Origin of the sequence: Psychrobacillus sp. L3 (genome assembly GCF_042945595.1) — a bacterium.
GTDB lineage: Bacteria > Bacillota > Bacilli > Bacillales_A > Planococcaceae > Psychrobacillus.
In genome coordinates this window covers 2,739,963-2,766,722 of sequence record NZ_CP168493.1, presented here as the reverse complement: position 1 = coordinate 2,766,722, position 26,760 = coordinate 2,739,963, and the positions used below count along the sequence as shown (strand labels likewise).

Sequence of the window (26,760 nt, the reverse complement as noted above, 5' to 3'; positions counted from 1 at the left end):
AGGGGGCATCACTCTTATGGAGGAAACAATTAATATACTTGAACTTTTTAAAACAATAAAGAAACGGCTTTTGCTCATTATTACTATGCTCGTTGTATCAGTAACGATTACTGGTGTATTCAGCTACTACTTTCTGACACCAATTTACCAGGCATCAACGCAAATTCTCATAAATCAAAAGGAATCCCAGCGAGAACAATTAAATGCTCTAGACATTCAAACGAATCTTCAATTAATCAACACATACAATGAAATCATAAAAAGTCCAATTATTCTATCAAAAGTAATCAAAAATTTGAATTTAAATACGACACCAGAATTACTAAATACAAAAATAACCGTTTTTAGTCAACAATACTCCCAAGTTGTCAACATTAGAGTAGAAGATCCAGAGTTGCAAAAAGCAATTGATATCGCCAATATGACAGCTGAAGTTTTCCGAGTAGAAATTAAGACATTGATGAATGTGGATAATGTAAACATTCTCTCACTAGCTGTAGACACAAAGAATATTTCACCTGTTAAACCCAATCCAATCCTTAATATGGCAATTGCAGCAGTTATCGGCTTAATGCTCGGAGTGGGTATAACTTTTCTCTTAGAGTACTTAGATACAACGATAAAAATCGAACAGGACATTGAAGAATTATTAGGATTACCAATTCTGGGACTCGTTAGCCCTATTTCAAGGAAAAATTTAAAAAGAACAAAAAAATTGAATAGTAGAAAAATGAAAAGAGGATCAAAAAGTGTTTAATAGGAAAAAAAAATCGAAGCAATTAGTTGCACGGAAACTTGTGACGAATGTTAGTCCTAGTTCCATCATTTCGGAGCAGTTCCGAACGTTACGGACAAACATTAACTTTTCACTTCCAAGTAAGGAGTTGAAAACACTTTTATTTACTTCTTCTTCAATTGGAGAAGGGAAGTCCACGTCATCCGCAAACGTTGCCATTGTTTTTGCACAGGAGGGAAAAAAAGTGCTCCTCGTAGATGCTGATTTGAGGAAACCTACAATGCATTACACATTTGAAAAGTCCAATTCACCTGGCTTAACCAACTTGCTGACGGGTCATTGGCATATTAATGAAGTAGTAAAGGAATCTGGAATTAATGGATTACACCTGATTACTTCTGGACCAATCCCCTCTAATCCTGCGGAACTTCTTGGATCAAGTACAATGGACATGTTTATTAAAGAAATAAAAGAGAGATATGACATGATTATTTTCGATGCCCCTCCAGCTCTATCCGTTTCGGATGCACAAATTCTTTCCAATAAATGTGATGGTACAATACTTGTCATTAGTTCAGGTAAAACGGAGAAAAGGAATGCTGTAAAAGCAAAAGATGCGTTACTAACTTCTAAAGCAAATATTATTGGGACGATTCTTAACAACTATAAACTTGAAAAGGATCATTATTATTACCAGTATTACGAGTAATAAAGTGATCAATAGATAAATTATCATCTGGAGGAGGCTATTAATCATCGGAATTATGTTTAAAGAACCTATTTATATAACAAGACCACTTCTTCCAAATCTTCAAAATGTCTATAACGGATTGCATGAAGTATGGGAAAGTAAATGGCTCACGAATAATGGTCCACAGCAATTTAAGTTAGAGGAACAATTAAAAAAGTACTTACAAGTCGAAAATTTATCCTTATTTAATAATGGAACATCCGCATTACTTTTAGGAATAAAAGCTTTAAATCTTACAGGCGAAGTCATTACGACTCCATTTACTTTCCCTGCAACGGTTCAGGCGCTCGACTGGAATAACTTAACCCCTGTATTTTGTGATATAGATCCCACTACACTTACTCTAAATGCCGCAAAAATCGAATCACTCATCACAGATAAAACTTCTGCTATTTTAGGAGTTCACACATTCGGAAATCCATGTAATGTGGAACAAATTCAATTAATAGCAAATAAATATAAATTGAAAGTAATTTATGACGGTGCTCATACTTTTGGAACTACCATTAACAATCAGCCAATCGGAAAGTTTGGAGATATGACGATGTTTAGTTTTCATGCCACTAAACTTTTTAATACGGTAGAAGGCGGGGCATTAGCTTTCAACGATGAAAGTTTAGTAGAGAAATTAAACTTGCTTAAAAATTTTGGGATAGCAAACCCAGAAGAAGTTGTATTGTCTGGACTAAATGCAAAGCTGAATGAAGTTCAATCCGTAATCGGAATAGAAGTGTTGAAATTGGTTGAAACGGAACGTAGGAAAAGACATGAAATTAAACGAGCATACGAACAGAATATGGCAAACACACCTGGGATAAACGTGCTGACGAAATTAGAATTGGATAGTAGCAGCTATCAGTATTTTGTCATCCAAATAGATGAAGAAATATACGGCAAATCACGAGATTGGCTACATGAGGAACTAAAAAAGTATAACGTGTTCACACGTAAGTATTTCTATCCTCTATGTAGTGATTTTCAATGGTACGAGCATTTGGAATCTGCTCGAAAAGAAAATCTTCCGCAAGCACAAAAAGCAGTTACACAAGTATTGGCTATGCCATTCTATGGAGATTTAGAAATAGAGTCAGTGGAGAAAATCTGTAAAGTGATACGTAACTTTATATGAAAGGAATTATTTTAGCAGGAGGATTAGGTACAAGGTTATATCCACTCACAAAAGCAATTTCAAAGCAAATGCTACCAATTTATGATAAACCGATGATTTATTATCCACTATCAGTATTAATGCTTGCAGGAATTAGAGAAATATTAATCATATCAACTAATAGAGATATTGAAAGTTTTGAAGAATTATTAGGAGATGGAAGTAAGCTTGGCATGAAATTGCAATATGCTATTCAGGAAAGTCCTGGGGGTTTGGCTGAAGCTTTTCTAATCGGAGAGGAATTTATAGCTGAATCGTCGGTTGCTTTAGTGTTAGGAGACAATATCTTCTATGGTTCAGATTTTGGTAACACAGTGCAGGAAGCAGCGAACTTATCAAAAGGTGCAATGATTTTTGGTTGTTTCGTGAAAGACCCAAGAGCATATGGCGTTGTAGAAGTGGACGAGAAAAAAAATGCAATTTCCATTGAAGAAAAACCAAGTGATCCAAAGTCTTCCTATGCAATACCTGGTTTATATTTTTTTGATAATGAAGTTACGAAAATCGCAAAAAAAGTAAAACCTTCTGATAGAGGGGAAGTTGAAATTACTTCTGTAATTGACGAATATCTTCGTAAAGGAGAATTGAAAGTGAAAATTATGGGGAGGGGCTTAGCGTGGCTCGATACAGGTACTCATGAGTCACTACTTGAAGCATCCAATTTTGTGGAAGCTATTCAAAATCGACAAGGATTATACGTTTCGTGTATTGAGGAAATTGCATTTCGTAGGAATTATATATCTAGGCAACAATTACTACAACTGGCTGTACCGTTAATGAAGACAAATTACGGCAAGTATTTGGTTGATGTTGCGAATTCCAAGAGAGGATAAAGGAGATTATGATGAATATTTTAGTTACAGGTGGAGCAGGATTTATCGGATCAAATTTTATTCGATATATGCTATCAAAATACAATTATACCATAGTTAATCTAGATCTATTGACATACGCTGGAAGTGTCCAAAATTTAAACGGTATTGAACACTCAGAAAAATATCGTTTTGTTAAAGGAGATATTCGAGATCGAGAACTATTAAATAAACTCTTTCATCAATACGATATTCAAGTCGTTACCCATTTTGCAGCTGAATCCCATGTGGACAAAAGCATTGATGATCCCGAAATCTTTTTGAATACAAATGTTTTAGGAACGCAAGCTTTGTTGGATACAGCAAAACAGTATTGGAAGGTCGATCAAACAGACAAGTATTGCACCGAATACAAAGAAAATGTTAAATTTGTTCACATTTCTACGGATGAAGTATACGGTACTTTAGGGAAAGATGGATATTTTACAGAAGAGACAAACCTCTCTCCAAATAGTCCTTATTCTGCATCTAAAGCTTCTGCAGACATGATGGTTAGAGCTTATTATGAAACATTTAAGCTACCAGTAGTTACGACAAGATGTTCCAATAATTATGGTCCGTACCAACATTCTGAAAAGTTAATACCACTAATGATCCATCATGCAATAAATGATATCCCCCTACCGGTATACGGGGATGGTAAACAGGTTAGGGATTGGTTACATGTGGAAGACCACTGCTCAGCTATAGAAACCGTCCTCCATAATGGAAGTATTGGGGAAGTATACAACGTCGGTGGAAACAATGAAAAAGAAAATATTGAAATCGTTAAACTAATTCTAAATGCTTTAAATAAGAGTGAGAGTTTAATCGAATTTGTACAAGACCGTCTTGGACATGATAGGAGGTATGCTGTAGATAATTCTAAAATAAGTAAAGAATTGAGCTGGTTCCCTTCTTACTCTTTTGAAGAAGGTATTGTAGAGACAATTCATTGGTATTTAGATAATGTAAGCAAAAATGATTTATACCTATCGAAATTTAATTGAAACGGAGGATATCCATTGAAGGTAATGGTGACAGGAGCAGCTGGTTTTATCGGTTCTTACGTCGTACAAGCATTATTAGAACAACAAATTTCCGTTATAGCAGTAGATAATTTATCTACTGGAAAGTTAAGTAATCTACCAGAAAACGTTATCTTCTATGAAATAGATATTACGCAAGAGGATCTTGAGGCGGTTTTTCAAATGGAACAACCAGACTATGTCATTCATTTGGCTGCACAATCATCAGTTATCGAATCGATGAGTAACCCGGTAGAAGATTGCCAAGCAAACTTATTCGGTACTTTGAATATTTTACGATATGCAAGACAATATGAAGTGAAAAAATGCGTGATAGCTTCCACAGCGGCAGTCTATGGTAATCCAACTATATTTCCAGTATTTGAAGACAGTAAACTTTCTCCACTCTCTTTTTATGCTCTTTCTAAACTATCTGCTGAAAAATATGCTCAGCTTTACGAGAAACTATTTGAAGTAAAAAGCAGTATATTACGATTTTCTAATGTTTTTGGCGCGAAGCAACCAAATGGAGTTATTACAAATCTTATCCATCGATTAATACAAGGAGAAAATCCAGTTATTTATGATGGCAATCAAACAAGAGATTTTATCTATGTTAAGGATGTAGCTGCGGCGTGTGTACAATCCATACAGTCTGATTTCACAGGGGTTTGTAATATTAGCTCCGGTATAGAAATCTCTATTCATAAATTATATAAAGAGATAGCTAAATTAGCGGGTATGAAGGTAGAACCAGTTTATGAATCACTTAGAGAAGGAGAGATTGAGCGGAGTGTTCTCTCTAATGAAAAAGCAATTGAATCACTTGATTGGATCCCAGCTTATAGTTTTGCTGAAGGTTTGAAAGAAACCATTCAGTATTACACACATCAAAAGCAACCAAATTAGAAAGGGGAATGGTTTGGAGCTTATCCAGATTAAAACACTTAAGCATTTAGAAGTATTCAAGAAAGAATGGAATGCTATTTTGGAAGAGAATAAAAATGATAATCCATTTATTGAATACGTTTTTATTAGTAATTGGTGGAGATCTAAAGAACTTCTAGAAAAAGTAGAGATATATGCGGTTAAGGAACATAACCGAATGATAGCTTTTTTTCCATTTCAGGTTAAAAAAAAGCTATCTACTTATGTATTCCATTTTATAGGTCAAAGTGATGCCAATTATATGGATTTTATTGTAAAGAAAGTAGATCTGAAAAGAACTATTATGTTCACATTGGATGAATTAATTAGATTGAAAAAAAGTATCGTGTTTTCCTTACATGGGTTGTTAGAAAGTTCTAGTACTATAGATAGCTTATCTGAATATCTAATAGCTCGAAATTTGAAAGTACGTGATTATCGAATAGAATCACCTTCTTTTGAATTTGAAAACACTAGAATAATAATCTTTTCTACAAATACTGTAAATGCAAAAATGCATCGCAATTTTTTATGGACAAAGGAATGGAGTTTATCTAAGAGATTGTCAAAAAGTAAATGGAAAAATCTATCTACCTATGATGATTAGAAGTAAATTTAGCTAAGTATAATTACGAAGGGAGCATAGAAATTCCTTTCGTATTTTTACTTAGTTTAGTATGTATACATATGATTAGCCGCTTTTTGAATTTCAGAATTCCAAAGGCGGCTAATCTTATATTATATGCAATCTGGGATAGATTTGTATTAAGTTGAATACTACACACTACTCAAGCATATTATAAAACGAAGATACGATTAAAAGTAAGGGGACAAGAATGAGGTGGCCTTATCAACAAAAAATGTAGGAATCTTATGCCAATACTTTTATCCAGAACATGTATCTACTGCAACTCTAATTACTGAACTTGCACTTGGTTTAAAAGAAAGAGGCTTAGATGTCAGTGTTGTTTGCGGATATCCTCAAGAATACATTTCTGATAGTTTTAAAAAAATACAAGTTGATGAGATTTTGGAAGGAGTAACGATAAAAAGGATTAAATACACCGAATACAATAATAAGTCAAAATTTGGGCGTATATTTAATTTTTTTTCCTTTTTTTTATCTATGTTTACTAAGTTTTTTTACTTAAGAAAATTTAAAATGATTATTGTTTACTCTAACCCACCCATTTTGCCTTTAATTACTTATTTATTAAAAAAGATTTATGGTACAGAATTTATATTTGTTGCTTTTGATGTTTATCCAGATAATGCTTTAAAGATTAATAGAATAAAAGAGAATGGGATAATCCACAAGCTAATGAATTTTATTAATAAACGTGTATATTCAAATGCTTCTACTATTGTTCTTTTAGGAAATGAAATGAAAGACTATGTATTAAATCACAACATAGCAAAGAGTTCTAAAAACTTAAAAGTTATTCCGAATTGGTTCTCTAATGAAAAAAGTGTACAGCACACGCTAGTAGTTAATGACGAATTTATTGAAATTAAAAAGAATTATAGGTTCATAGTCTTGTATTCTGGCAATATGGGACCAGTTCAGGATATGGAGACCATCTTACAAGGTATCTTAAGCTTCAAAAATCGGGAAGATATATTTTTTATCTTCTCAGGACACGGAAGTAAAGTTCAATACGTTAAAAGTTTTTTAAAAAATAATAAAATAAACAATTCTCAAGTATTTGGATTTCTTAAAGGACAAGACTATGCGGATGTTTTGTCAATAAGCAGCCTATGCTTGGTTAGTCTAGAAAAAGGCATTGAAGGTCTTGGAGTACCAAGTAAAACGTATGGGTACTTAGCCGCTAGTAAACCTGTTTTATCAATTATGAGTCATGACACTGACATTGCAAAAGACTTATTAACATTTGAATGTGGTGTAAATATTTTGCAAGGCGACATAGTAGGTTTCGTAAATGGTATTAATCGATATTTTTTAAACTCAACCTTAACAGAAGCTGAGTCTTTAAATGCCAGAAAATTATATGAGACTAAATTTACTAAAGATCTTAATATAAACAAGTATTTTGAATTGATTTGACTATTAAAATACGAAGAAAAGATGTGAAATTTTATGTTTAACGATAAAACATTGCTTATTACAGGTGGAACAGGATCATTTGGAAATGCTGTAATGGAGAGGTTTTTGAATACCAATATAAAAGAAATACGAATTTTTTCGCGTGATGAGAAAAAACAAAATGATATGCGTAAATTGTATAATAATGACAAATTAAAGTTTTATATAGGCGATGTGAGAGATTTAGCTAGTGTTAAGTACGCAATGAATGAAGTAGACTTTGTTTTTCATGCCGCTGCCCTTAAACAGGTTCCATCATGTGAATTTTTTCCCATGGAAGCAGTTAAAACAAATGTACTTGGTACAGAAAATGTTTTAAATGCATCTATTGAATATGGAGTAAAAAAGGTAATTTGTCTTTCAACAGATAAAGCGGCTTATCCTATAAATGCAATGGGCATTTCTAAAGCGATGATGGAAAAAATTGTCGTTGCAAAAGCAAAAACTGTTTCTCCCGAAAAAACATTAATCTGTGGAACAAGATATGGTAATGTGATGGCTTCCCGTGGCTCAGTTATCCCACTTTTTGTGGAACAATTGAAAGCTGGAAAAGCCTTAACCGTAACTGATCCGGAAATGACACGATTTTTAATGAGCCTTGAAGAAGCTGTAGAGCTAGTTATATTTGCTTTTGAAAATGCAAATGCGGGAGATATTATGGTACAAAAATCACCGGCATCTACAATTGCAGACTTGGCTCGCGCAGTGAAAGAATTATTTCATGCTGATAATGAGGTAAAGACTATTGGTACAAGACATGGAGAAAAACTTTTTGAAACATTATTAACTAGAGAAGAACATGTTGTTGCTGAAGACTTAGAGGGGTTTTATAGAGTCCCAGCAGATAATCGGGATTTAAATTATGATATATATTTTGAAGATGGAGATAAAAAACTTTCATCTGAGGAAGAATACAATTCTCATAATACGTATCGTCTCACTATTGAACAAATCAAGGATAAATTACACCAACTACCTTATATTCAAAATGAATTGAAGGGATGGATTAACTAGTGAAAATACTTATAACAGGTGCATCCGGATTTGTTGGTAAAAACTTAGTAGCTGAGTTGAGAAATAGAGGTTATGAAGATTTATTTTTGTATACAAGGGAAAATTCATTAGAAAATCTCGCACAATTCACAAAAGAGTGTGAGTTCGTATTTCATTTAGCAGGTATTAATAGAACGAAAAATGAAGAGGAATTCATGGAAGGTAACTTTGAATTTACATCAAAATTGTTAGAACTTCTAAAGATGCATAATAATAAATCACCTGTTCTTATTACTTCATCGATCCAGGCGGAAATAACTAATCCTTATGGTGAGAGTAAAAGAGCCGGTGAAAACTTATTGTTTAAATACTCAAAAGAAGTAGGTGCAAAAGTTTATGTATATAGGCTCCCCAATCTATTTGGAAAATGGAGTAAACCTAATTACAACACAGTAGTAGCTACATATTGTTATAACTTTGCGAGAAATCTAGATATTCAGATTAATAATCCAGAAGCAGAACTTACCCTTTGTTATATAGATGATGTTCTAGAGGAGTTTGTAAAAGCACTAGAGGGTTCTCCGACAAAACTAAATAAATATTGCACTATACAAACAACCTATTCAATTAAACTTGGAGAATTAGCAAAACGAATTGAAAGTTTCAACGAAAGTAGAGGTACATTAAGTGTGCCTAATATGGAAGACGATTTAACCAAAAAGCTTTATAGTACTTATTTAAGCTTTTTACCAGAAGATAAGTATTCCTATGACCTAAAGATGAATGTAGATAATCGTGGATCTTTCACAGAATTTCTTCGAACACCTGATAGAGGTCAAGTTTCAGTAAATGTGTCTAAGTCAGGAATTACAAAAGGTAACCACTGGCATCATACTAAGAGTGAAAAGTTTCTAGTGGTTAGTGGGGAAGGTCTCATTAGATTTAGGAAAGTTCATTCAAAAGAAATTATTGAATACAAGGTAAGTGGAGAAAAACTTCAAGTTGTTGATATTCCTGTAGGATATACGCATTCAATTGTAAACACTGGTAAAAGTGATATGGTCACTGTTATGTGGGTAAATGAATGTTTTAATTCAGAAAATCCAGATACTTACCATTTGGGGGTATAACTATGAAGAAACTAAAAGTTATGACAGTAATCGGTACTAGACCGGAAATTATAAGATTGTCAGCTGTAATCAATAAATTAGAAGAATCCAATGCAATTGAACATACACTTGTTCATACCGGACAGAACTATGATTTTGAATTAAATGAAGTGTTTTTTAAGGATTTAAATTTAAAAAATCCAAATTATTTTCTTAATGCAGCTACCGGAACAGCGGTAGAAACCATTGGAAATATTCTAATTAAGATAGATCCTATTTTAGAAGAAGTAAAACCAGATGCCTTTTTAGTGCTTGGGGATACAAATAGCTGTTTATGTGCAATCGCAGCAAAAAGAAGGCACATTCCTATTTTTCACATGGAAGCTGGTAATAGATGTTTTGACCAAAGAGTACCGGAAGAAACGAATAGAAAGATTGTCGATCATATTGCGGACATTAACTTAACTTATAGTGATATTGCAAGAGAGTATTTGTTAAGAGAAGGTTTGCCTGCTGATAGAATTATTAAAACTGGAAGCCCAATGTTTGAAGTACTCAATTCAAGAAAAGATGATATTGAAAAAGCTGATGTACTGGAGCGTTTAAAACTTGAAGAAGGTAAGTATTTTGTAGTGTCTGCACATAGAGAAGAAAATATTTGTTTGGAAACCAATTTCTTAGATCTAGTCGATAGTTTAAATGCAGTTGTGGAAAAATATAATATGCCTGTGATAATAAGTGCACATCCTAGAACTCAAAAAATGATTAATGCTAAAGGAATTAAGTTCAATCCATTAGTGAAAACAATGAAACCTTTAGGGTTTAATGATTATGTAAAACTTCAAATTAAAGCAAAAGCTGTTCTAAGTGATAGTGGAACGATTAGTGAAGAGTCATCTATTCTTGGGTTTAGAGCACTTAATATAAGACAAGCACATGAAAGACCAGAGGCAATGGAAGAAGCAGCAGTGATGATGGTAGGTTTAAATAGAGAGAGAGTTTTGCAGGGACTCGAAGTATTGGAAGTTCAAAAAAATAACACAGTAAGACTTGTTAAGGATTATAGTATGCCTAATGTATCAGATAAGGTATTGAGAATAATATTATCTTATACGGATTATGTAAATAGGGTTGTTTGGGGAGAATTTTCAAAATGAATACAATTGGAAAGAAATTGGGGATACTCTTAGTTTCACCTCTGCCTCCACCAGCAGGAGGAATAGCGACTTGGACAGAGTTATATTTAAAAAGTGAACTTATAAAAAAACATAATATAAAAGTAGTAGATATTTCAGTTAGAGGAAACCGAATAAATAATTTTAATAAAAAAAAGTTATTGGAAGAAATTAAGAGAAATATATCTGTTTATAATGACTTAACCAAAGTTCTTAGAACAGGTAAGTTTGATGTTGTACATTTAAACACGTCATGTTCTAAAACCGGTATGATTCGTGATTTATTGTGTGCACGAAAGATTAAGAAAGCTGGTAACAAGTTGGTACTGCAATGTCATTGTAATATACCTAGTTTAGTGAATAACAAATTTTCAAAGAGTCTTTTTAAAAGGCTTATTAAAAATTCAGATGTTGTTATGGTGTTAAACTCTGATTCAAGTTTGTATATAAAAAAGATGTTAAATAGAGAAGGTGTTATTGTTTCAAACTTTATAAATAATAAAGTAATAAACGAGTCAAACTATAAAAATACAGCTAATGAAATCAAAACAATAATATTCGTCGGTCATGTTTTAAATTCAAAAGGATGCTGCGAAATTATTGAAGTGGCTAAATTTTTTCCACAAATAAACTTTCGATTAGTTGGAAATATAAGCGAAGATTTCGAGGGAATATTATCACCAAAAAATGTTACTTTTGTTGGAGAAATTTCTAAAGATAATGTACTTATAGAAATGAAAAATGCTGATTTACTTCTTTTTCCTTCCCATTCAGAGGGGTTCCCCCTTGCAGTTTTAGAAGCCATGGCCTGTGGGTTACCTATAATAGCTACACCAGTTGGTGCTATTCCTGATATGGTTGAAAGTAGTGGTGGCATATTGGTTGACGTGGGAGACGTGTCTGGGATGATTAAAGCTATTCAAGAGATTTATTCACCCTCTATTAGGGAGCAAATGTCTCAATGGAATCAAAAAAAAGTAAAAAGTAGTTATACGACTGAAGTTGTATTAACAAAAATTTGTGATATTTACGAGGGAATATAAGATGAAGGAAAAAGTATTAATAGTAATACCAACTCTAGGTATAGGTGGCGGTGAAAAGTTAGCAATAGATATCGCTTTAAACTTAGATCCACAAAAATTTGATGTATTATTACTATCTTTGTTTCCTAAAAAGGGAACTGAATTTGAAAGTTTTATTGTTAAGTATGATCTTAAAATTAAGTTTTTAAATAAAAGGATTGGATTTGATCCAAAAGTAATTATAGACTTTGTAAAAGTTGTTCGAGATTACAAACCACATATTATACACACACATTTAAATGTGGTTCCATACGTTCTCATTGCTACTATTTTTTGTGGTATAAAACGGAGGCTCCACACAGTTCATAGTATTGCAAGTATGGAGTCAAAAGGAATTTTAAAAAAAGTTATGAAGGTTTCTTATAAATTTTTTGCATTTACTCCTGTTGCAATATGTGATTATGTAAAAGCAACAATTTGTGAGGAATATGGATTATCAAAGGATAAAGTACCGTGTATATATAACGGTATAGATACAAATATATTTAAAAGAACTGAGAACTTACAAAGATCAAATAATATAAATTTTATTACCACAGGAAGAATGCAAAATGTAAAAAACCATAAGCTTATGATAGATGCATTTTCAGATGTTGTAAAAAAACATAATAATGTTACTCTAACGATTTTAGGGGATGGTGAACTTCGAGTAGAAATTGAAAAACAAATTAAAGATCTTGATTTGAAAGAGAAAATTATTACAAAAGGTATTGTCAATAATGTATCAGAAGAACTTAATAAAGCCGATATATATGTAATGTCATCGAATTATGAGGGGTTACCTTTATCTGTCCTTGAAGCAATGGCTTGCGGTTTACCTATTTTAACAACTAAAGCAGGTGGGGTTATAGACATAGTAAAGCAAAATCAAAATGGTTTATTAGTAGATGTAGGGAATAGAAACCAACTTGCAAAATCAATGTCAAGGTTGATTGAAAGTGTCATGTTAATAAAGCATTATGGAGAAGTTTCATATGAAATGTCTAAGCAGTACGATATTAAAAAATGTGTTAAACAGTATGAAAAATTGTATTTAAGTAGCGATCAAAATAATGTTATTTAATATTATATTCGTATTATATATTCTTATTGTTGTATTAATTCACCAAATCGGCTTCTTAAAAAATATTAAAATAAATAAATACCCGTATATGTTTATTCTAATCTCTTTTGGATTTGCTTATGCATATCTAGCATCACAAATATTGCCCCCTCCAATTTGGGATCTTTCTCATCATTATAATGAAATAGATAATATGAGAATAGGAGGTTTAGAATATACTTTAACCCAAGCAAGATATAATGAATATTTTGTAATAAATTTTTTATTTTATTTTATATCCTTATTTAGCAGTAATAATTTATTGGTTTTTATAACAATATTTATTGAGTATATGATATATACGTATATAATCTGTGATTTAAAAGATAAATATTCTAAAAAAAATAGTATTGTTTTTTCAATCAATTTCTTTCTTTTCTTTGCATTGGTAAACATTGTATTATCAATATCTGGTATTAGAAATGTATTCGCTTTTAGTATAGCCTCGCTAGCGGTATACATTGATCTGTTTAAACATAAGAAAGGTATAATAAAGTATTTACTATATATACTTCCAATTTTTATTCACCCATCTACAATTATAGTCCCTGTTGTTCGAATTTTTGTTTTGAATGTAAAGATGTACAAATTTGCGCCGTTGTTAGTACTTTGGGGTTTATTTTCAGATTATATATCAAATTTATTAAGATCGACGTCTATAGAAGCATTAGGTACTGCTGGTGCGTTATTAGAACTGTATGGAGAAATCAATTATACACCAGATTATCGCCTTGTTTTTGTTAATTGCATCTTTGTTTTAATAATATTAATGACTTGTCTTTACATATTAAAGAAAAAAAGTTCCGATTTTAACACAGATCAATTGCGTTACATTACTTTTGTTGTAATATATTTATTTGTAGCATTAGGTTCACTGTATAATGTGTTAATTTTTAATCGTATGTTATATGGTTTAGCGTTTTTAATATTACCAGTAATTCCTATAATTTTACGAATTCTAACAATAAAAATAAGGACTTTATTTATATTGATTTGTATTGTTTTTTTTACAGGAATGATAATGTACCAGGGACTTGAATTATTCTATGCTATTACTTATTACAAATAAAGACATTATTATAAATATATTTGTTTAACTAAATATTCTACAGGTTTTACAAAGATCTAAAAATTAGGTGCTTCAATAAGGAGTATAAAATGACAAAAGTAAGTGTAATAGTTCCTATATATAATGTTGAAAAATACTTGAGACGCAGTATTGAGAGCATTCAAACACAAACATTAAAAGATATACAGATTATTTTGGTGAATGATGGGTCGACTGATAATAGTTTATCAATTTGTAAGGAATATCAAGAAAAAGATAATCGTATAGAATTAATTGATAAGCCTAATGGAGGAGTCTCTTCAGCTAGAAATGCTGGACTTGAAGTTGCAAAAGGTGAGTATATAGGTTTTGTTGATCCTGATGATTGGATAGATCACAACATGTATGAAAATCTATATCAACAAATTATAGAAGATGATGCTGATGTATGTATGTGTAACTATATTGTAGAAAATAACGGCAAATCACTTTCAAACTTATTAGATTTAAAACAAAAGATATTAGAAGGACAAGATATTGTCGATCAAATTATAACCAATATGATAGGAAGTTCTAATTTAAATAGCGGAAGTAAAACAATCATGGGAAGTGCTTGTAGATTACTCATAAAAAGAGATTTTATTGATCAATATCATTTTAGGTTTAAAGCAGGAATTTCTTTAATGGAAGATCTTATATTTTGTGTTCAAGTACTTTTAAAAAGTAAGAGAGTTAGTTTTAACAGGGGTGTATACTACCACTATATAATTAATATAAATTCTGCTGTTACATCATATAACTATAATGTGATAAATATAGAAAAGAAGGTATATCAAGCTTTAGATGAAATATTTAAAAAAGAAAGAGTATATCCATTTGTAGAACAAAGATTAAAAATAAGATACGTTAATATGTACACAAACGCAATAGCAAATGAAGTTCATAGAGAAAACTATAAGAATATTAAAGAAAAAATAATATATATTAAAAGGCTTTGTAAAGATAATAAGCTAAAGAGTATCTTAAAAGAAATAGATACAAATGGTTATACTTTAAGAAAAAAAATAGTATTAGCAGCTTTAAAAAATGAAATAGCAATATATTTGTATTTCTACTATAGTTTGTTAATCAGAGTAGTAAGTAAATAGATTAATAAAACGATAGAGATTTATAAAAATATTGAATAGTTTAATCGAGGTATTTATTATTTATTCGTTGTAAATCGTGACCATGTGTCAGACACTGTTCTGATAATAAATACAATTTCAGATTATATGTAAAAAGTTATCTAATGGACTGCAGTATAAATATAATCTTTAGAGATCGCCTTTTAAAAGTGCTCCACTGTGTTAGTGATTGTTTTATAGAATTCTTATTGATGTGAAATCAGTCTATCATTCTGATACTTATTCAATGGAGGAAATTATGAGTGAAATCATTACAGTTATAGTACCTATATATAAAGTTGAAGCCTATCTACATCGTTGTGTTGATTCTATTTTGAATCAAACCTATAAGAATCTAGAGATTCTCTTAATAGATGATGGTTCACCTGATAAATGTGGAGAAATCTGCGATGAATATGCAAAATTAGATGAAAGAATAAAAGTAATTCATAAAAAAAATGGTGGTCTATCAGATGCTCGGAATGCAGGGATTGAAATTGCTAAAGGTGAGTATATTTCGTTTATCGATAGCGATGATTGGATACATGTGGAATACATTGAGAAGCTATACCAACTGCTAAGAAAAACGGATTCAGATATTTCAGTATGTGATTTCATCAGAACTTCAACAGAAGATATTCAAGGTGAAAATTCGAAGGAAATAATTTATGAGTATTCCAATGTTGAAGCACTAGGGCAATTTTTAGATAAATTCTATGTGCAGATGGTTATAGCATGCGGAAAATTATATAAAAGAAAGTTATTTGAGGAAATACGTTTTCCAGTTGGAAGGATACATGAAGATGAATTTACGACTTACAAATTGATTTATAAGGCTGAGAAAATTGTACTAACTACAGATCAGTTACTATACTATTGGCAAAGAAAAGATAGCATTATGGGAGTTGGATTTAATATTAAGAATCGACTACATGCAATAGATGCCTATAAGGAGAGAGCTGAATTCTTTGAAAAGGTTGGTCTTAAGGGCTTAAGCCATAAAACATATAGGCAATTATTTTTTATTTATATGGATGTTAATAAACGAAAGAATATATTTGAAAACGAATTAATTAATGATAGTTTTGACAGAAACTTCAAAGGCTTGAGGGAGAAACTAAGGAAAAACAAAAAGAATATTAAATTTAGAATGTTCTACGAGTTGTATTATGTACAACCAAAAATGATGGACTTAATTTTTGAAGGTTATGGAAAATTAAGAGGGAATTTAAGTGGATTTCTTTTGCATTTAGTGAAAAGGCCAATTAACAAATAAGAGGGTATACCTATTATTTTAAAAAAGCATGTTGATGACTATTAAATATAAACTACTTTTAGAAAGAGTTAATACAATCTACTAAAATAATTAGGGAGAATCAAACCAATTGGATAATATTTTAGTCAGTATTAGCTGTATAACTTACAATCATGAAAAGTTTATAGCGGATGCAATTGATAGTTTTTTAATGCAAGAAACAAATTTCAAGTTTGAAATATTAATTCATGATGATGCCTCAACAGACAGAACAGCATACAAAATTAGAGAATATGAGAAGAAATATCCTGATTTGATAAAAACAATATACCAAACAGAAAATCAATACTCAAAGGGTGTTCTAGTAAGTCGATTTAATTATGAAAGAGCAAAGGGAAAGTACTTGGCTATCTGTGAAGGAGATGATTTTTGGACCGATCCTAATAAATTACAAAAACAAGTTGACTACATGGAGAAACACCCTGAATGTAGTTTATGTGTTCATGCGGGTAATCTTGTATCGGCATCAGAAAGAAAGTTATTATCGCAGAACCGTCCTAATAGTAAGAATAAGATTTTTACTGTGGCTGAAACTATTGAAGGGGGAGGGGGTCTTTTTCTTACTAATTCGATGCTCTGTCTTACGGAATTTGTTCAGAATAGACCTAATTTTATAGAAAACGCCCCAGTTGAAGATTATCCTTTAGCTATAAATTTATCACTGAGAGGTACTGTGTATTACATTGATGAATTTATGTCGTCGTACCGAGTTGGAGATAGTGGTTCATGGACCGCTAGAAACTTATCCAGTTTTGAAAAAAAGATTAAGCATTTTAATGAAATTGCAGATATGCTAGATGAAATAAATCGATATACAAACTTCCAATATGAGAATGTTTTAACTAGAACAAAAAAACGAAATCAATTTTCGTTATTATTAGAGCAAAGAAAATACAAAGAAGTGAAAATAGGGGAGTTTAAAGATATATATTTAGAATTAGGGTATAAAAGTAGGATTATAATATTCTTGGAACAGTATTACCCAGGTATTTTGAGATTTATGATATCGGCGAAAAGGAAGTTAATTAGGTGAGTTATGAAGTAACAAAATCTAAAGTCCTTTCTTCTCTTTTCTGGAAACTCATGGAGCGCGGAGGTACGCAAGGTATACAATTCATTGTGACGATTGTGTTAGCTCGTCTTCTATTGCCCAAAGAATTTGGTTTAATCGTACTTGTATCAATTTTTATTGCTATTGCGGGAGTTTTTGTTCAAAGCGGTTTTAATACTGCACTTATTCAAAAAAAAGATGCTGATGAGGTTGATTTTTCTTCTGTTTTTTATTTGAGCTTAATTGTAGCCAGTCTACTATATATTATACTTTTTTTTAGTGCACCATTTATTGCTACTTATTTTGAAGAACCCTATTTAACACCAGTGATTAGATGCTTATCGTTAACATTGTTTTTTGGTGCTTTTAACTCCATCCAGATAGCCGTTATTGCTCGAAATATGCAATTTAAAAAGTTATTTGTAAGTAGTTTTGGCGCGATTATCATTTCTGGCATATTAGGCATAGTAATGGCATATGCAAGTTTTGGTGTTTGGGCTTTAGTGGGACAACAATTAACAAATCAGTTACTTGTTTCAGTTATTTTATGGTTTACAGTAAAATGGAGACCAAAATTAATTTTTTCAATAGAAAGGATTAGAAGCTTATTCTCGTTTGGTTGGAAATTATTGGCTTCAAGCTTGTTAGATACACTTTATAATAATATTATAAGTCTTATTATTGGGAAACTCTTCAGTCCAGCAACTCTAGGGTTTTATAATAGAGGGGAACAATTTCCAAGTCTCATTGTAAGTAATATAGATGGTTCAATCCAATCAGTAATGCTTCCGACTTTATCATCTTATCAAAATAATAAACAAAGAGTAAAAGAGATTGTCCGAAGATCGATTGTTACGAGCTCATTTATCGTATTTCCTATGATGGTTGGAATGGCTACAATTGCAGAGCCATTTATTAAGATTGTATTAACAGCAAAATGGCTGCCTGCTGTTCCATTCGTACAAATATTTTGTGCTTCTTATGCATTCTGGCCAATACATACGGCCAATTTGCAAGCTTTTAAAGCTTTAGGGCGTAGTGATGTTTTTTTGAAGCTTGAGATTTTCAAGAAAATACTTGGACTAGTAATTTTAGGAATAAGTATACGGTTTGGAGTTTATGGACTGGCTCTAGGAGTATTTATTAGTAGTATTTTATCTACATTTATTAATGCATATCCTAACTTAAAACTAATTGATTATAGTTTTCAAGAGCAGTGGAAAGATATAATACCATCTTTACTAGTATCGTGGGTTATGGGTGCTGTAGTATATAGTCTTCAGTGGATTGGGATGACAATCATACTAACTTTAATAGTACAAGTATTGGTAGGAATAGTTGTATATGTAGGATTAGCAAAAGTATTTAGATTAGAATCTTATACTTATTTAGTAACAACAGGGAAAGCTATTTTAAAGGGGAGAGGGGAAAGGCAACTTGAATATAATGATTCTCACAGATAATGAGTATTTATATGAAAATATGAAAGAAATTATTGATTGCGATGAATATAAAGAAATGAATTTTAATTTTTATTATTCAGATAGAAATATAATGTTTAATTCGAGATATTTAACAAATGATTTTAAGCCTATAAATGTGAAGGAAAAAGTCGATGAAATTATAGCAAAATATCAGTTAGTGTTATCATTACATTGCAAACAGCTATTCCCTTCAAAATTAGTTAACAGTGTACGTTGTGTTAATATTCATCCGGGCTATAATCCATATAATAGAGGGTGGTTTCCGCAAGTATTTAGTATAATTAATAAACTACCTATTGGAGTAACTATACATGAAATGGATGAAAATCTAGATAGTGGTAAGATTATTGTGCAAGAAAAAATAGAGATTTTTTCTTGGGAAACCTCATTTGATATTTATAACAAAGTTCAAAATCTTGAGGTAAAACTATTAAAACGACATCTACATGACATAATAGATTATAGCTACGAAAGTAATTACCCGAAAGTTGAAGGAAATATCAATCTAAAAAAAGATTTTGAAGCTCTTTGTAAGATTGATCTAGATAAATCTATAACATATAGGGAGGCGATTGATTATTTCAGAGCAATGAGCTTTTCGGGATATAAGAATGCATATTTTAATGATCAAGAGGGAAGAAAAGTATTTATAGATATAAATTTAGATGTGGAGTGTAATGATGAAGAATAAAAAACAATCTAATCCAAGTTACTCGTTCCTCTATGCCTCCAACAGTCGAATATATAGAAGAAATTAAAGATATATGGGATAGCCATTGGTTGACTAATAACGGTGTAAAACATAATAATTTAGAAGCAGAGTTACAACATTATCTACATGTTCCTAATGTCACGCTATTTTCTAATGGTCATCTTGCATTAGAGACTACAATGTAGCTTTGAATTTAACCGGCGAAGTGATTACGACACCATTTACTTTCTCATCAACAACTTATGCAATTGTGAGAAATGGTTTAACACCTGTTTTTTGTGAAATTAACGTTGATGATTATACAATTGATATAAACAAACTAGAGAGCTTAATTACTGATAAAACTTCAGATATACTTCCAGTGCATGTTTATGGAAATGTATGCAATTTGAAAAAAATAGAGCGGATTGCTAAAAAATACAATCTCAAAGTCATTTATGATGCAGCACATGCTTTTGGAGTTACTGTTGACGATGAAGGTGTTGCGAACTATGGTGATGCTTCTATGTTCAGCTTCCATGAAAAAAAAGTCTTCAATACAATTGAAGGTGGAGCGTTAACTTTTATGGATACTAAATTGAATGACATTTTAAATCCTTATAAAAATTTTGGTATTACAGGTCATCTGCTACGGTCTATGGAGACAATCAGGTGCCATTTGTGGGGACGATGGATTTATTGCCTACGACGAATCCTTATGGTGAAACGAAGGCAATGAGTGAGCGAATATAAACGGATATTGCAAAAGTTAATCCCAATTTTGCAGTCACGCTGCATTAATGCCAGCAAACGCACCAGAACTATCAATCAGTACATTCTTCACCTGAGGTCCTCTACCGGCAACAAAATGCTGATGCCCTTCGTCGGATAATCGCATTCAAAATACAAATCAGTAGAGCTAGTCCCGTACCACGATATCCACGAACTCATATCTACCCAATAACTCTTCTTTAAGAACTTTCCCATTATCAAGTTCAACAAGCAATCCATAAAGATTAGCTCATAGAGATATCGGCAGTCTTTCGAAATCGAGCCCCAACTGTGTCAGGTGTAATTAAGGGGTTATTCTGACAATACATTGCTATTTCAATTGTTATTTATATCGGACATTGTTAGTATCCTATCGAATCTCTACCTATTTGAGTAAGCACCTTAACAGTAGAGGTTGGCTTAGGTAGTCGGCAATTCCTTTTATTTTCATCATGATATTCTCACGCGAAATTATTGCAAAATTCTGTACATATTTTATACTAAGTCTATACTCCCATGTACTAGCGTATTAATGTATTTAATGGAGGGGTCAGAAGTGGGGAGGTCGATATTCTGGAATACTTACAAAGAACTAGAAGAATCGTTCTAAATTAAACTGTTAAACCTGCAGAAAAAAATGGGGTGATGAATTGTCAACAGAAAAAACTGGGTATTTACAATTAAATATATGGGCACCAAAAGAACGATTATTTTTAGATGAATGGAATGAAAACTTTGAGACAATCGATAGAGAAGTAGAAAACACTAAGAAACAGTTGTCGGAAACTACAACAAACATAAAAAAGATGATTACTTATGCTAATGTTGTTGAAAAATCCAATGTATACGAAATAGATGCGTCCAATGTAACTAATTTCGTAGTAGAAACAGAAAATAATGAGGACAAAACGATTATCCTAGCAAGTTCAGTAAGTAATCCTAATGCTTTATTATCCATCACAGTCACACTTAGATATTTAAATTCTGCTTCAATATATTTTCCAGACAATGTAATTTGGCAAAACGACGAAAAACCTACTTTTGAAGTTGGTAAAATATTTATGGTGCTGTTTCAGAGTTTTGATAACGGAGCTACATGGCTTGGTGCAGTCGTTGGGAATTGGGGGATTCCAGGGTTTCCAAAACCGGTTGAGACAATTGTTTCAGATGATTTCACAAGACCGAACAGTACGACCTCTGTTGGCAAAGCGGATACAGGACAGACATGGCTTACACCATTAGGAGTGACTGGTATTTCTTCAAATAAATTATATCCTGTCTCTGGTGAGTTCGTTTTTGTCGGATTTGATTTAGTGAGTGATTTTTCGGCTAGTTTTGATTACACAATCGGTGGTGCCGAGGATTCATCCTTTACGTTTAGGACACCAAGTGCATCTACACAAAACAGGGTTTTTATAAGTATTACTCAAAATGGGATTGCATTGATTAAAGAAATTGGCGGTGCGAAAACAAAACTAGGGGAATACTTATTTACTTGGGGCACTGGAGAAACTCACAATATCAAAGTAGTAGCAAAAGGGGATATTTTTACTGTGTTTTTAGATAGCGTACAACATATTACTTCAGTAGATGATAACCCCGTAAAAGCTAATAAACATATGTATTTTACCTTATATCAATATAACTCCGCTATTACAAGAGTAGAAAAATTTAGAGTGGAGAGTGTGGAATGATGTTAAGTAATGCCATTCGACTTATGAATAGTAATTACGGAGGATTTACGCCACGACCGATATTATTTGGGAACTATCTTGTTTCTATAGATAGTATGCTCGTCAAGAACGAAGATGGACGCCTGTATTTAAGCCAAGATAACGGAAGAACTTACAATGATGGGTTGTCTATCGAAGGCATAGGTGTAATAAAAATGATTCATGTTTTTGATGATGGGAAATTATTGCTTTGCGACCCAACAAAAGCTTATTATTCACATGATTGGGTTACACTCAACGAATCGACAGTATTGGACATAAATGGGGATGTTTATATTCCAGTAGCACTCGATAATTTTTCGACTATCTCAACTACTAAACGTCAGATTGTTGATGGATTGGAAGTTAAATGTTGGGGTAACTATTCAACTGAGATAGGTACTGCATCTGAAAATATGAATGTGTGGTACACCACAGATAAAGGAAAAACGATTAAGAGTTGTATTAAATTCGGTATTACTGGAAATGGAGCTATTTCTGAAAGGTCCATAAGACACATTCATGCAGTTGATTTCAACTCTGAGGATAATACATTCTGGCTACAAACAGGCGACCACGAATTAGAGCCTCATCTAATCAAAGGGACATATGATTTGGCAACTGACACTTGGGATTGGAACATAGTTGGTTATGGAATGGAATTCAAGATGGGTAACATATGGTTTTACAAAGATTATGCTTATTGGTGTTGGGATCACAACCCAGTAGGTGGAGTTATGCGCTGTAAATATGCTGATATAGCAGATATTTCAAAACACGAAAGATTATTCACAACACCAAATGACTGTATGAATCTTATGATGGGTGAACGTGGTGATATGGTAGCAACACTTATGAGGTGGGGAGGTACTGAAAAATCAAACATGCTATATTACTCTCCCGACAGAGTTAATTTTCACGCTATTCTTGGAACTATACCCGATGGATGGAGTGACGCTACAATGTATTGGAGGATATTTGCTCCTAACTCTAAAGGTAAAATACTTGCAGGAGTGTGGGATGATAAGCGTGATGAGACAGGTGTTAAATTTTCAGCATGGGGTGCAGAATCTAGCGTGTGGATTGATGATATGATTAAAAACGCTGGATTTCCTAATGCTTTTAAACCACTATAAAATAGCAGTAGGATGATACTTCATCTTAGTCTATTTTCTTAGCTAAATGCGACAACTATATTGACAACCACCGGGAGTCGGATATATAGGTTCACACAAATGTGTTTTCTTGCTTGAAGCGGGACATACAGTGATTATTGCTGATAATCTTTGCAACAGTAAAGCTGTGACATTAGATAAAGTGGAGAAGATAACGAATAATGAAGTAATTTTCTCTCAAATAGATGTGACTGACAAGGAAGCGGCCAACAGTGTATTTGCCAATCATGAAATTGATAGTGTTATCCATTTTGCCGGCCTTAAAGCGGTGGGAGAGTCCGTAGAAAAGCCACTAGCTTATTACTATAATAATCTTGTCAGTACTATGATTCTAGCAGAAGGCTGTTCGAAGTATGATGCAAGACGGTTTGTCTTTAGCTATTCGGCAACAGTGTATGGAGAAAACGAGTTTCCTTTTGTAGAGACTATGAATCTCTTACCAAACTAATCCTTATGGTGAAACGAAAGCTATGAGTGAGCAGATTCTAACTGATATTGTAAAAGCAAATCCTACTTTCTCCGTATCAATCCTTAGATATTTCAACCCAGTGGGAGCCCATGAGAGTGGCTTGATTGGTGAAGAACTTCGTGGTTTTCCTAATAATTTAATGCCGTTTGTCACTCAAGTGGCAAATGGCAATTTAAAGAAACTTAGAGTCTTTGGAAGTGACTATCCAACTGCAGACGGCACAGGAGTTCGTGATTATATTCATGTGGTGAATCTAGCAGAAGGTCATGTAGAAGCCTTAGATAATCTCACTGATGGTGTTCATATTTATAACTTAGGGACTGGCCAAGGTACTAGTGTATTTGAATTAGTAAGAGCTTTTGAAGAAGCTAATGATATTAAAGTACCTTATGAAATAGAAGATCGTAGACCTGGAGATATTGCTTCATTCTATGCTGACGCTTCGAAAGCTAAGAACGAACTAGATTGGACAGCTAAACGTGATATTAAAGCTATGTGCCGTGATGCTTGGTTATTTCAGAAAAATAATAGAACATGAAAAATACGAAGGAGAAATTATCCCTTCGTATTTCTATTTCACCCCATATTTCCGATCCAGTTGAACTATCTCAGCATCTTCATTCCGTGTTCCAGTAATTAAATCTCTCAGTATTTGAGACCCCAGCATACTATAAACAGTTCCGTTACCACCATATCCTAATAAATAGTAGTGATTAGGCTTTGTTGGATGTTCTCCGATGAAAGGCAAATTATCTATTGATTCACCGAAAGTTGCTGCGTAGGCATAGTCAATTTCCATTTTGTAGTTTGGGAATAGTTCTTGCGCTTGTTTTAATAATTTTTCGGCATGTTGTTGAATTAATTGTTGAGAATAGGGTGCCTCAGATCTATCTTCATCTAAGCCACCTACAATTAGTCTATTATCTACAGTAGAACGAATATACAAATAAGGGCGTTTCGTTTCCCAAATAAGGGCTTGTTTATACCAATCGTTGAAATTTTCAACAGGTGTACTCACAAATACATAGGAGCGATTGATAACAGCGCCTATTCTTTTCCCAACAGGTACAGTTTCATATCCTGTTGTAAAAATGATCTTTTTCGCAAAAATAGAATGCTCGGAAGTGCGGATATCTAAAACTTTATCTGCATCAAATACATCCTCTACCTCTACATATGGAAATAAATGTACTCCTTTTTCCTCAAGTTTTATTAATAATCCTTGTACAAATTTCAAAGGATTTATCTCTGCATCTTCAAATGTCACTAGTGCACCAGGTTTCGAAAATGTTGATTTTTCTGCCATTTCATTTGGTCCAAAGTAATCACATGGAAATCCATGCTTTTTTAGTGTGGCATATTCTACTTTAACTTTTTCAACATCATTTTCATCACTTGCATAACAAATGCTTGGTCTTCGAATAAAGTCAGCATCTAATTGCAGTCGAGTCACTATTTTTTCTAAATCATCTACCGCTTTATAACATAGCTTATAAAATTGAACGGCATCTTGTTCGCCAATTTGATCGATTAATTCGTGAAGCATAATATCATTTGAATATTGAAGAAGCCCGGTATTTGCACTCGTACTGCCGGTACCAAATTGTCTTTTATCTACTATTGCAACAGTTAGCCCTGCTTCAACTAAAGCTAACGCTGTCAACGCTCCAGATATTCCTCCTCCAACAATCACCACATCATATAGCTCTAGCTTGTCAAAATTAGTTTTGGGTTCGAATCGTTTAGTTGTGGTTGGCCAAAATAGTGAACCATTATGTATTTTCATGAAAAAATCCCCCATGTGCTAGATTTCTATTTATTATACCCACACTTTCTAAGGTTCAAGCCTGCTCATGGTATACTATAAAGAATCTACTATAAAGGATGTTAGTTATGAACCAAGAAAAACCACATGTATTAGTAATAGATGGGATGGCATTGTTATTCCGATCTTTTTTTGCAACAGCAATGTCTGGGAACTACTTTAAAAATGCAAAAGGAATTCCTACAAATGCTGTGCAAGGCTTTGCAAGACATGTATTAGCTGCTCAAAATCTAATGCAACCAACCCATATAGCGATTTGTTGGGACAAGGGTGCGCACACATTTAGAAATGATTTGTATGATGGATACAAAGCAAATCGACCAAAGCCTGCGGAAGAACTGATTCCTCAATTCGATATGGCTCAAGACTTGTCTGAACATTTAGGATGGATGAACTTTGGTATTGTTGGAATGGAAGCAGACGATACAATCGCTTCGATTACACATAAATGGCAAGACGATGCGAGGTTTACAATTGTTAGTGGGGATAAGGATTTGCTACAGCTTCTTCATCCATCAACGGAAATCGCATTTACGAAAAAAGGATTTACTATTTATGATGTATACAATGAAGCACGTTTTCTAGAGGAGTATGGCATTTCTCCATTATTATTCCCTGATGTAAAAGCATTTATGGGAGATTCCAGCGATGGATATACTGGAGTAAAGGGGATTGGCCCAAAAACTGCATTGCAATTAATCCAAACTTATGGATCCGTCGAGAAAGTGATCGAGTCTCTACATTTATTGAAGGCAGGGCAAAAGGCAAAAATTGAAACGGATTTAGAGATGCTTCAGCTATCTAAAGAGCTAGCAACCATTCGTCGTGACGTACCAATTGAAGCCGAGTTAAATCATCTAATTGTGAAGGACATTCCGTCTACTAAATTGGATTATTTGTATGACAACGGGTATACGATTTTAGCTAGACAACTTCAAAATCAGAACTAAAGACTTTGCCCTCGAACTTAAGAGTTTATCCTAAATACACTAGGAGAGCTCTTTTTTTTGTTGTTAAAATTAAAGGG

The 26,760-nt window shown here is 32.7% G+C and carries 25 protein-coding genes and 3 pseudogenes; 26 read left to right on the top strand and 2 right to left on the bottom strand.

The features are described from left to right. Nucleotides 1-16: 16 nt before the first annotated feature. The 22 genes and pseudogenes from ACEPXD_RS13700 to ACEPXD_RS13595 form a co-directional block, all read left to right on the top strand. Nucleotides 17-757 (top strand): YveK family protein, encoded by a 741-nt coding sequence (locus ACEPXD_RS13700; RefSeq protein ID WP_391116765.1) that lies wholly within the window; start codon nt 17-19, stop codon nt 755-757. After that, nucleotides 750-1,445 (top strand): CpsD/CapB family tyrosine-protein kinase, encoded by a 696-nt coding sequence (locus tag ACEPXD_RS13695; protein ID WP_391116763.1) that lies wholly within the window; start codon nt 750-752, stop codon nt 1,443-1,445. Before ACEPXD_RS13700 ends, ACEPXD_RS13695 begins: the two co-directional genes overlap by 8 nt. A gap of 55 nt (nt 1,446-1,500) precedes the next feature. Continuing rightward, nucleotides 1,501-2,616 (top strand): DegT/DnrJ/EryC1/StrS family aminotransferase, encoded by a 1,116-nt coding sequence (locus ACEPXD_RS13690; protein WP_391116761.1) that lies wholly within the window; start codon nt 1,501-1,503, stop codon nt 2,614-2,616. Further along, nucleotides 2,613-3,488 (top strand): glucose-1-phosphate thymidylyltransferase RfbA, encoded by an 876-nt coding sequence (gene rfbA, locus ACEPXD_RS13685; RefSeq protein WP_391116758.1) that lies wholly within the window; start codon nt 2,613-2,615, stop codon nt 3,486-3,488. Before ACEPXD_RS13690 ends, rfbA begins: the two co-directional genes overlap by 4 nt. An 11-nt stretch (nt 3,489-3,499) precedes the next feature. Further along, entirely contained in the window at nt 3,500-4,516 is a 1,017-nt protein-coding gene (gene rfbB / locus ACEPXD_RS13680; protein WP_391123242.1) for a dTDP-glucose 4,6-dehydratase, read from the top strand. A gap of 24 nt (nt 4,517-4,540) precedes the next feature. Next, entirely contained in the window at nt 4,541-5,443 is a 903-nt protein-coding gene (locus tag ACEPXD_RS13675; protein ID WP_391123240.1) for an NAD-dependent epimerase/dehydratase family protein, read from the top strand. Between the two features lie 13 nt (nt 5,444-5,456). Further along, on the top strand, nt 5,457-6,068 hold the full coding sequence (locus ACEPXD_RS13670) for a hypothetical protein (protein ID WP_391116756.1): 612 nt from the start codon (nt 5,457-5,459) through the stop codon (nt 6,066-6,068). 234 nt (nt 6,069-6,302) lie between these two features. Continuing rightward, complete coding sequence (locus tag ACEPXD_RS13665) at nt 6,303-7,526, top strand: glycosyltransferase family 4 protein (RefSeq protein ID WP_391116754.1); 1,224 nt, start codon at nt 6,303-6,305, stop codon at nt 7,524-7,526. A 33-nt stretch (nt 7,527-7,559) separates the two neighbouring features. Next, nucleotides 7,560-8,579 (top strand): polysaccharide biosynthesis protein, encoded by a 1,020-nt coding sequence (locus ACEPXD_RS13660; RefSeq protein WP_391116752.1) that lies wholly within the window; start codon nt 7,560-7,562, stop codon nt 8,577-8,579. Next, entirely contained in the window at nt 8,579-9,688 is a 1,110-nt protein-coding gene (locus ACEPXD_RS13655; RefSeq protein ID WP_391116750.1) for a capsular polysaccharide biosynthesis protein CapF, read from the top strand. Before ACEPXD_RS13660 ends, ACEPXD_RS13655 begins: the two co-directional genes overlap by 1 nt. A 2-nt stretch (nt 9,689-9,690) precedes the next feature. Then, nucleotides 9,691-10,824 carry a non-hydrolyzing UDP-N-acetylglucosamine 2-epimerase gene (gene wecB, locus ACEPXD_RS13650; RefSeq protein ID WP_391116748.1) on the top strand — a complete coding sequence of 378 codons (1,134 nt, stop codon included), beginning with the start codon at nt 9,691-9,693 and terminating at the stop codon, nt 10,822-10,824. Beyond that, nucleotides 10,821-11,885, top strand: a complete 1,065-nt coding sequence (locus ACEPXD_RS13645; protein ID WP_391116746.1) for a glycosyltransferase family 4 protein — start codon at nt 10,821-10,823, stop codon at nt 11,883-11,885. The genes wecB and ACEPXD_RS13645 overlap by 4 nt, the downstream gene beginning before the upstream one ends. A 1-nt stretch (nt 11,886) precedes the next feature. Then, nucleotides 11,887-12,987 carry a glycosyltransferase gene (locus tag ACEPXD_RS13640; protein WP_391116744.1) on the top strand — a complete coding sequence of 367 codons (1,101 nt, stop codon included), beginning with the start codon at nt 11,887-11,889 and terminating at the stop codon, nt 12,985-12,987. Next, complete coding sequence (locus ACEPXD_RS13635) at nt 12,977-14,095, top strand: EpsG family protein (protein ID WP_391116742.1); 1,119 nt, start codon at nt 12,977-12,979, stop codon at nt 14,093-14,095. The genes ACEPXD_RS13640 and ACEPXD_RS13635 overlap by 11 nt, the downstream gene beginning before the upstream one ends. Before the next feature lie 89 nt (nt 14,096-14,184). Continuing rightward, a complete protein-coding gene (locus ACEPXD_RS13630; protein WP_391116740.1) occupies nt 14,185-15,222 on the top strand; it encodes a glycosyltransferase in 1,038 nt (345 codons plus the stop codon). Nucleotides 15,223-15,499: 277 nt separating this feature from the next. Further along, on the top strand, nt 15,500-16,516 hold the full coding sequence (locus ACEPXD_RS13625; RefSeq protein ID WP_391116738.1) for a glycosyltransferase family 2 protein: 1,017 nt from the start codon (nt 15,500-15,502) through the stop codon (nt 16,514-16,516). 109 nt (nt 16,517-16,625) lie between these two features. Next, nucleotides 16,626-17,588 (top strand): glycosyltransferase, encoded by a 963-nt coding sequence (locus ACEPXD_RS13620; RefSeq protein WP_391116736.1) that lies wholly within the window; start codon nt 16,626-16,628, stop codon nt 17,586-17,588. Beyond that, nucleotides 17,585-19,069, top strand: coding sequence for a lipopolysaccharide biosynthesis protein (locus ACEPXD_RS13615; protein WP_391116734.1), 1,485 nt, complete (start codon nt 17,585-17,587; stop codon nt 19,067-19,069). The genes ACEPXD_RS13620 and ACEPXD_RS13615 overlap by 4 nt, the downstream gene beginning before the upstream one ends. Next, nucleotides 19,053-19,781, top strand: coding sequence for a dTDP-4-amino-4,6-dideoxyglucose formyltransferase (locus tag ACEPXD_RS13610; RefSeq protein ID WP_391123237.1), 729 nt, complete (start codon nt 19,053-19,055; stop codon nt 19,779-19,781). Before ACEPXD_RS13615 ends, ACEPXD_RS13610 begins: the two co-directional genes overlap by 17 nt. Nucleotides 19,782-19,813: 32 nt before the next feature. Then, nucleotides 19,814-19,987 (top strand): DegT/DnrJ/EryC1/StrS family aminotransferase, encoded by a 174-nt coding sequence (locus tag ACEPXD_RS13605; protein ID WP_391116732.1) that lies wholly within the window; start codon nt 19,814-19,816, stop codon nt 19,985-19,987. A 20-nt stretch (nt 19,988-20,007) separates the two neighbouring features. Beyond that, nucleotides 20,008-20,361 (top strand): annotated as a pseudogene (locus tag ACEPXD_RS13600) (DegT/DnrJ/EryC1/StrS family aminotransferase); the annotation flags it as partial. A 56-nt stretch (nt 20,362-20,417) separates the two neighbouring features. Next, nucleotides 20,418-20,531 (top strand): annotated as a pseudogene (locus ACEPXD_RS13595) (UDP-glucose 4-epimerase GalE); the annotation flags it as partial. Between the two features lie 37 nt (nt 20,532-20,568). Here ACEPXD_RS13595 and ACEPXD_RS13590 read toward each other — a convergent pair. Then, nucleotides 20,569-20,679, bottom strand: coding sequence for a VanZ family protein (locus tag ACEPXD_RS13590; protein WP_391116730.1), 111 nt, complete (start codon nt 20,677-20,679; stop codon nt 20,569-20,571). Nucleotides 20,680-21,202: 523 nt separating this feature from the next. Between ACEPXD_RS13590 and ACEPXD_RS13585 the strand changes: the two genes are divergently transcribed. From ACEPXD_RS13585 to galE, 3 genes and pseudogenes are all read left to right on the top strand, one after another. Continuing rightward, nucleotides 21,203-22,246, top strand: coding sequence for a hypothetical protein (locus tag ACEPXD_RS13585; protein ID WP_391116728.1), 1,044 nt, complete (start codon nt 21,203-21,205; stop codon nt 22,244-22,246). Beyond that, complete coding sequence (locus ACEPXD_RS13580; protein ID WP_391116726.1) at nt 22,243-23,400, top strand: hypothetical protein; 1,158 nt, start codon at nt 22,243-22,245, stop codon at nt 23,398-23,400. Before ACEPXD_RS13585 ends, ACEPXD_RS13580 begins: the two co-directional genes overlap by 4 nt. Nucleotides 23,401-23,485: 85 nt before the next feature. Continuing rightward, nucleotides 23,486-24,446: pseudogene (gene galE / locus ACEPXD_RS13575) on the top strand (UDP-glucose 4-epimerase GalE). 33 nt (nt 24,447-24,479) lie between these two features. Here the strand turns inward: galE and ACEPXD_RS13570 are convergent. Continuing rightward, nucleotides 24,480-25,694, bottom strand: a complete 1,215-nt coding sequence (locus ACEPXD_RS13570) for an NAD(P)/FAD-dependent oxidoreductase (RefSeq protein ID WP_391116724.1) — start codon at nt 25,692-25,694, stop codon at nt 24,480-24,482. A gap of 107 nt (nt 25,695-25,801) precedes the next feature. Here ACEPXD_RS13570 and ACEPXD_RS13565 point away from each other — a divergent pair, with 107 nt between their 5' ends. Continuing rightward, on the top strand, nt 25,802-26,683 hold the full coding sequence (locus tag ACEPXD_RS13565) for a 5'-3' exonuclease (protein ID WP_391116723.1): 882 nt from the start codon (nt 25,802-25,804) through the stop codon (nt 26,681-26,683). Nucleotides 26,684-26,760 lie beyond the last annotated feature (77 nt).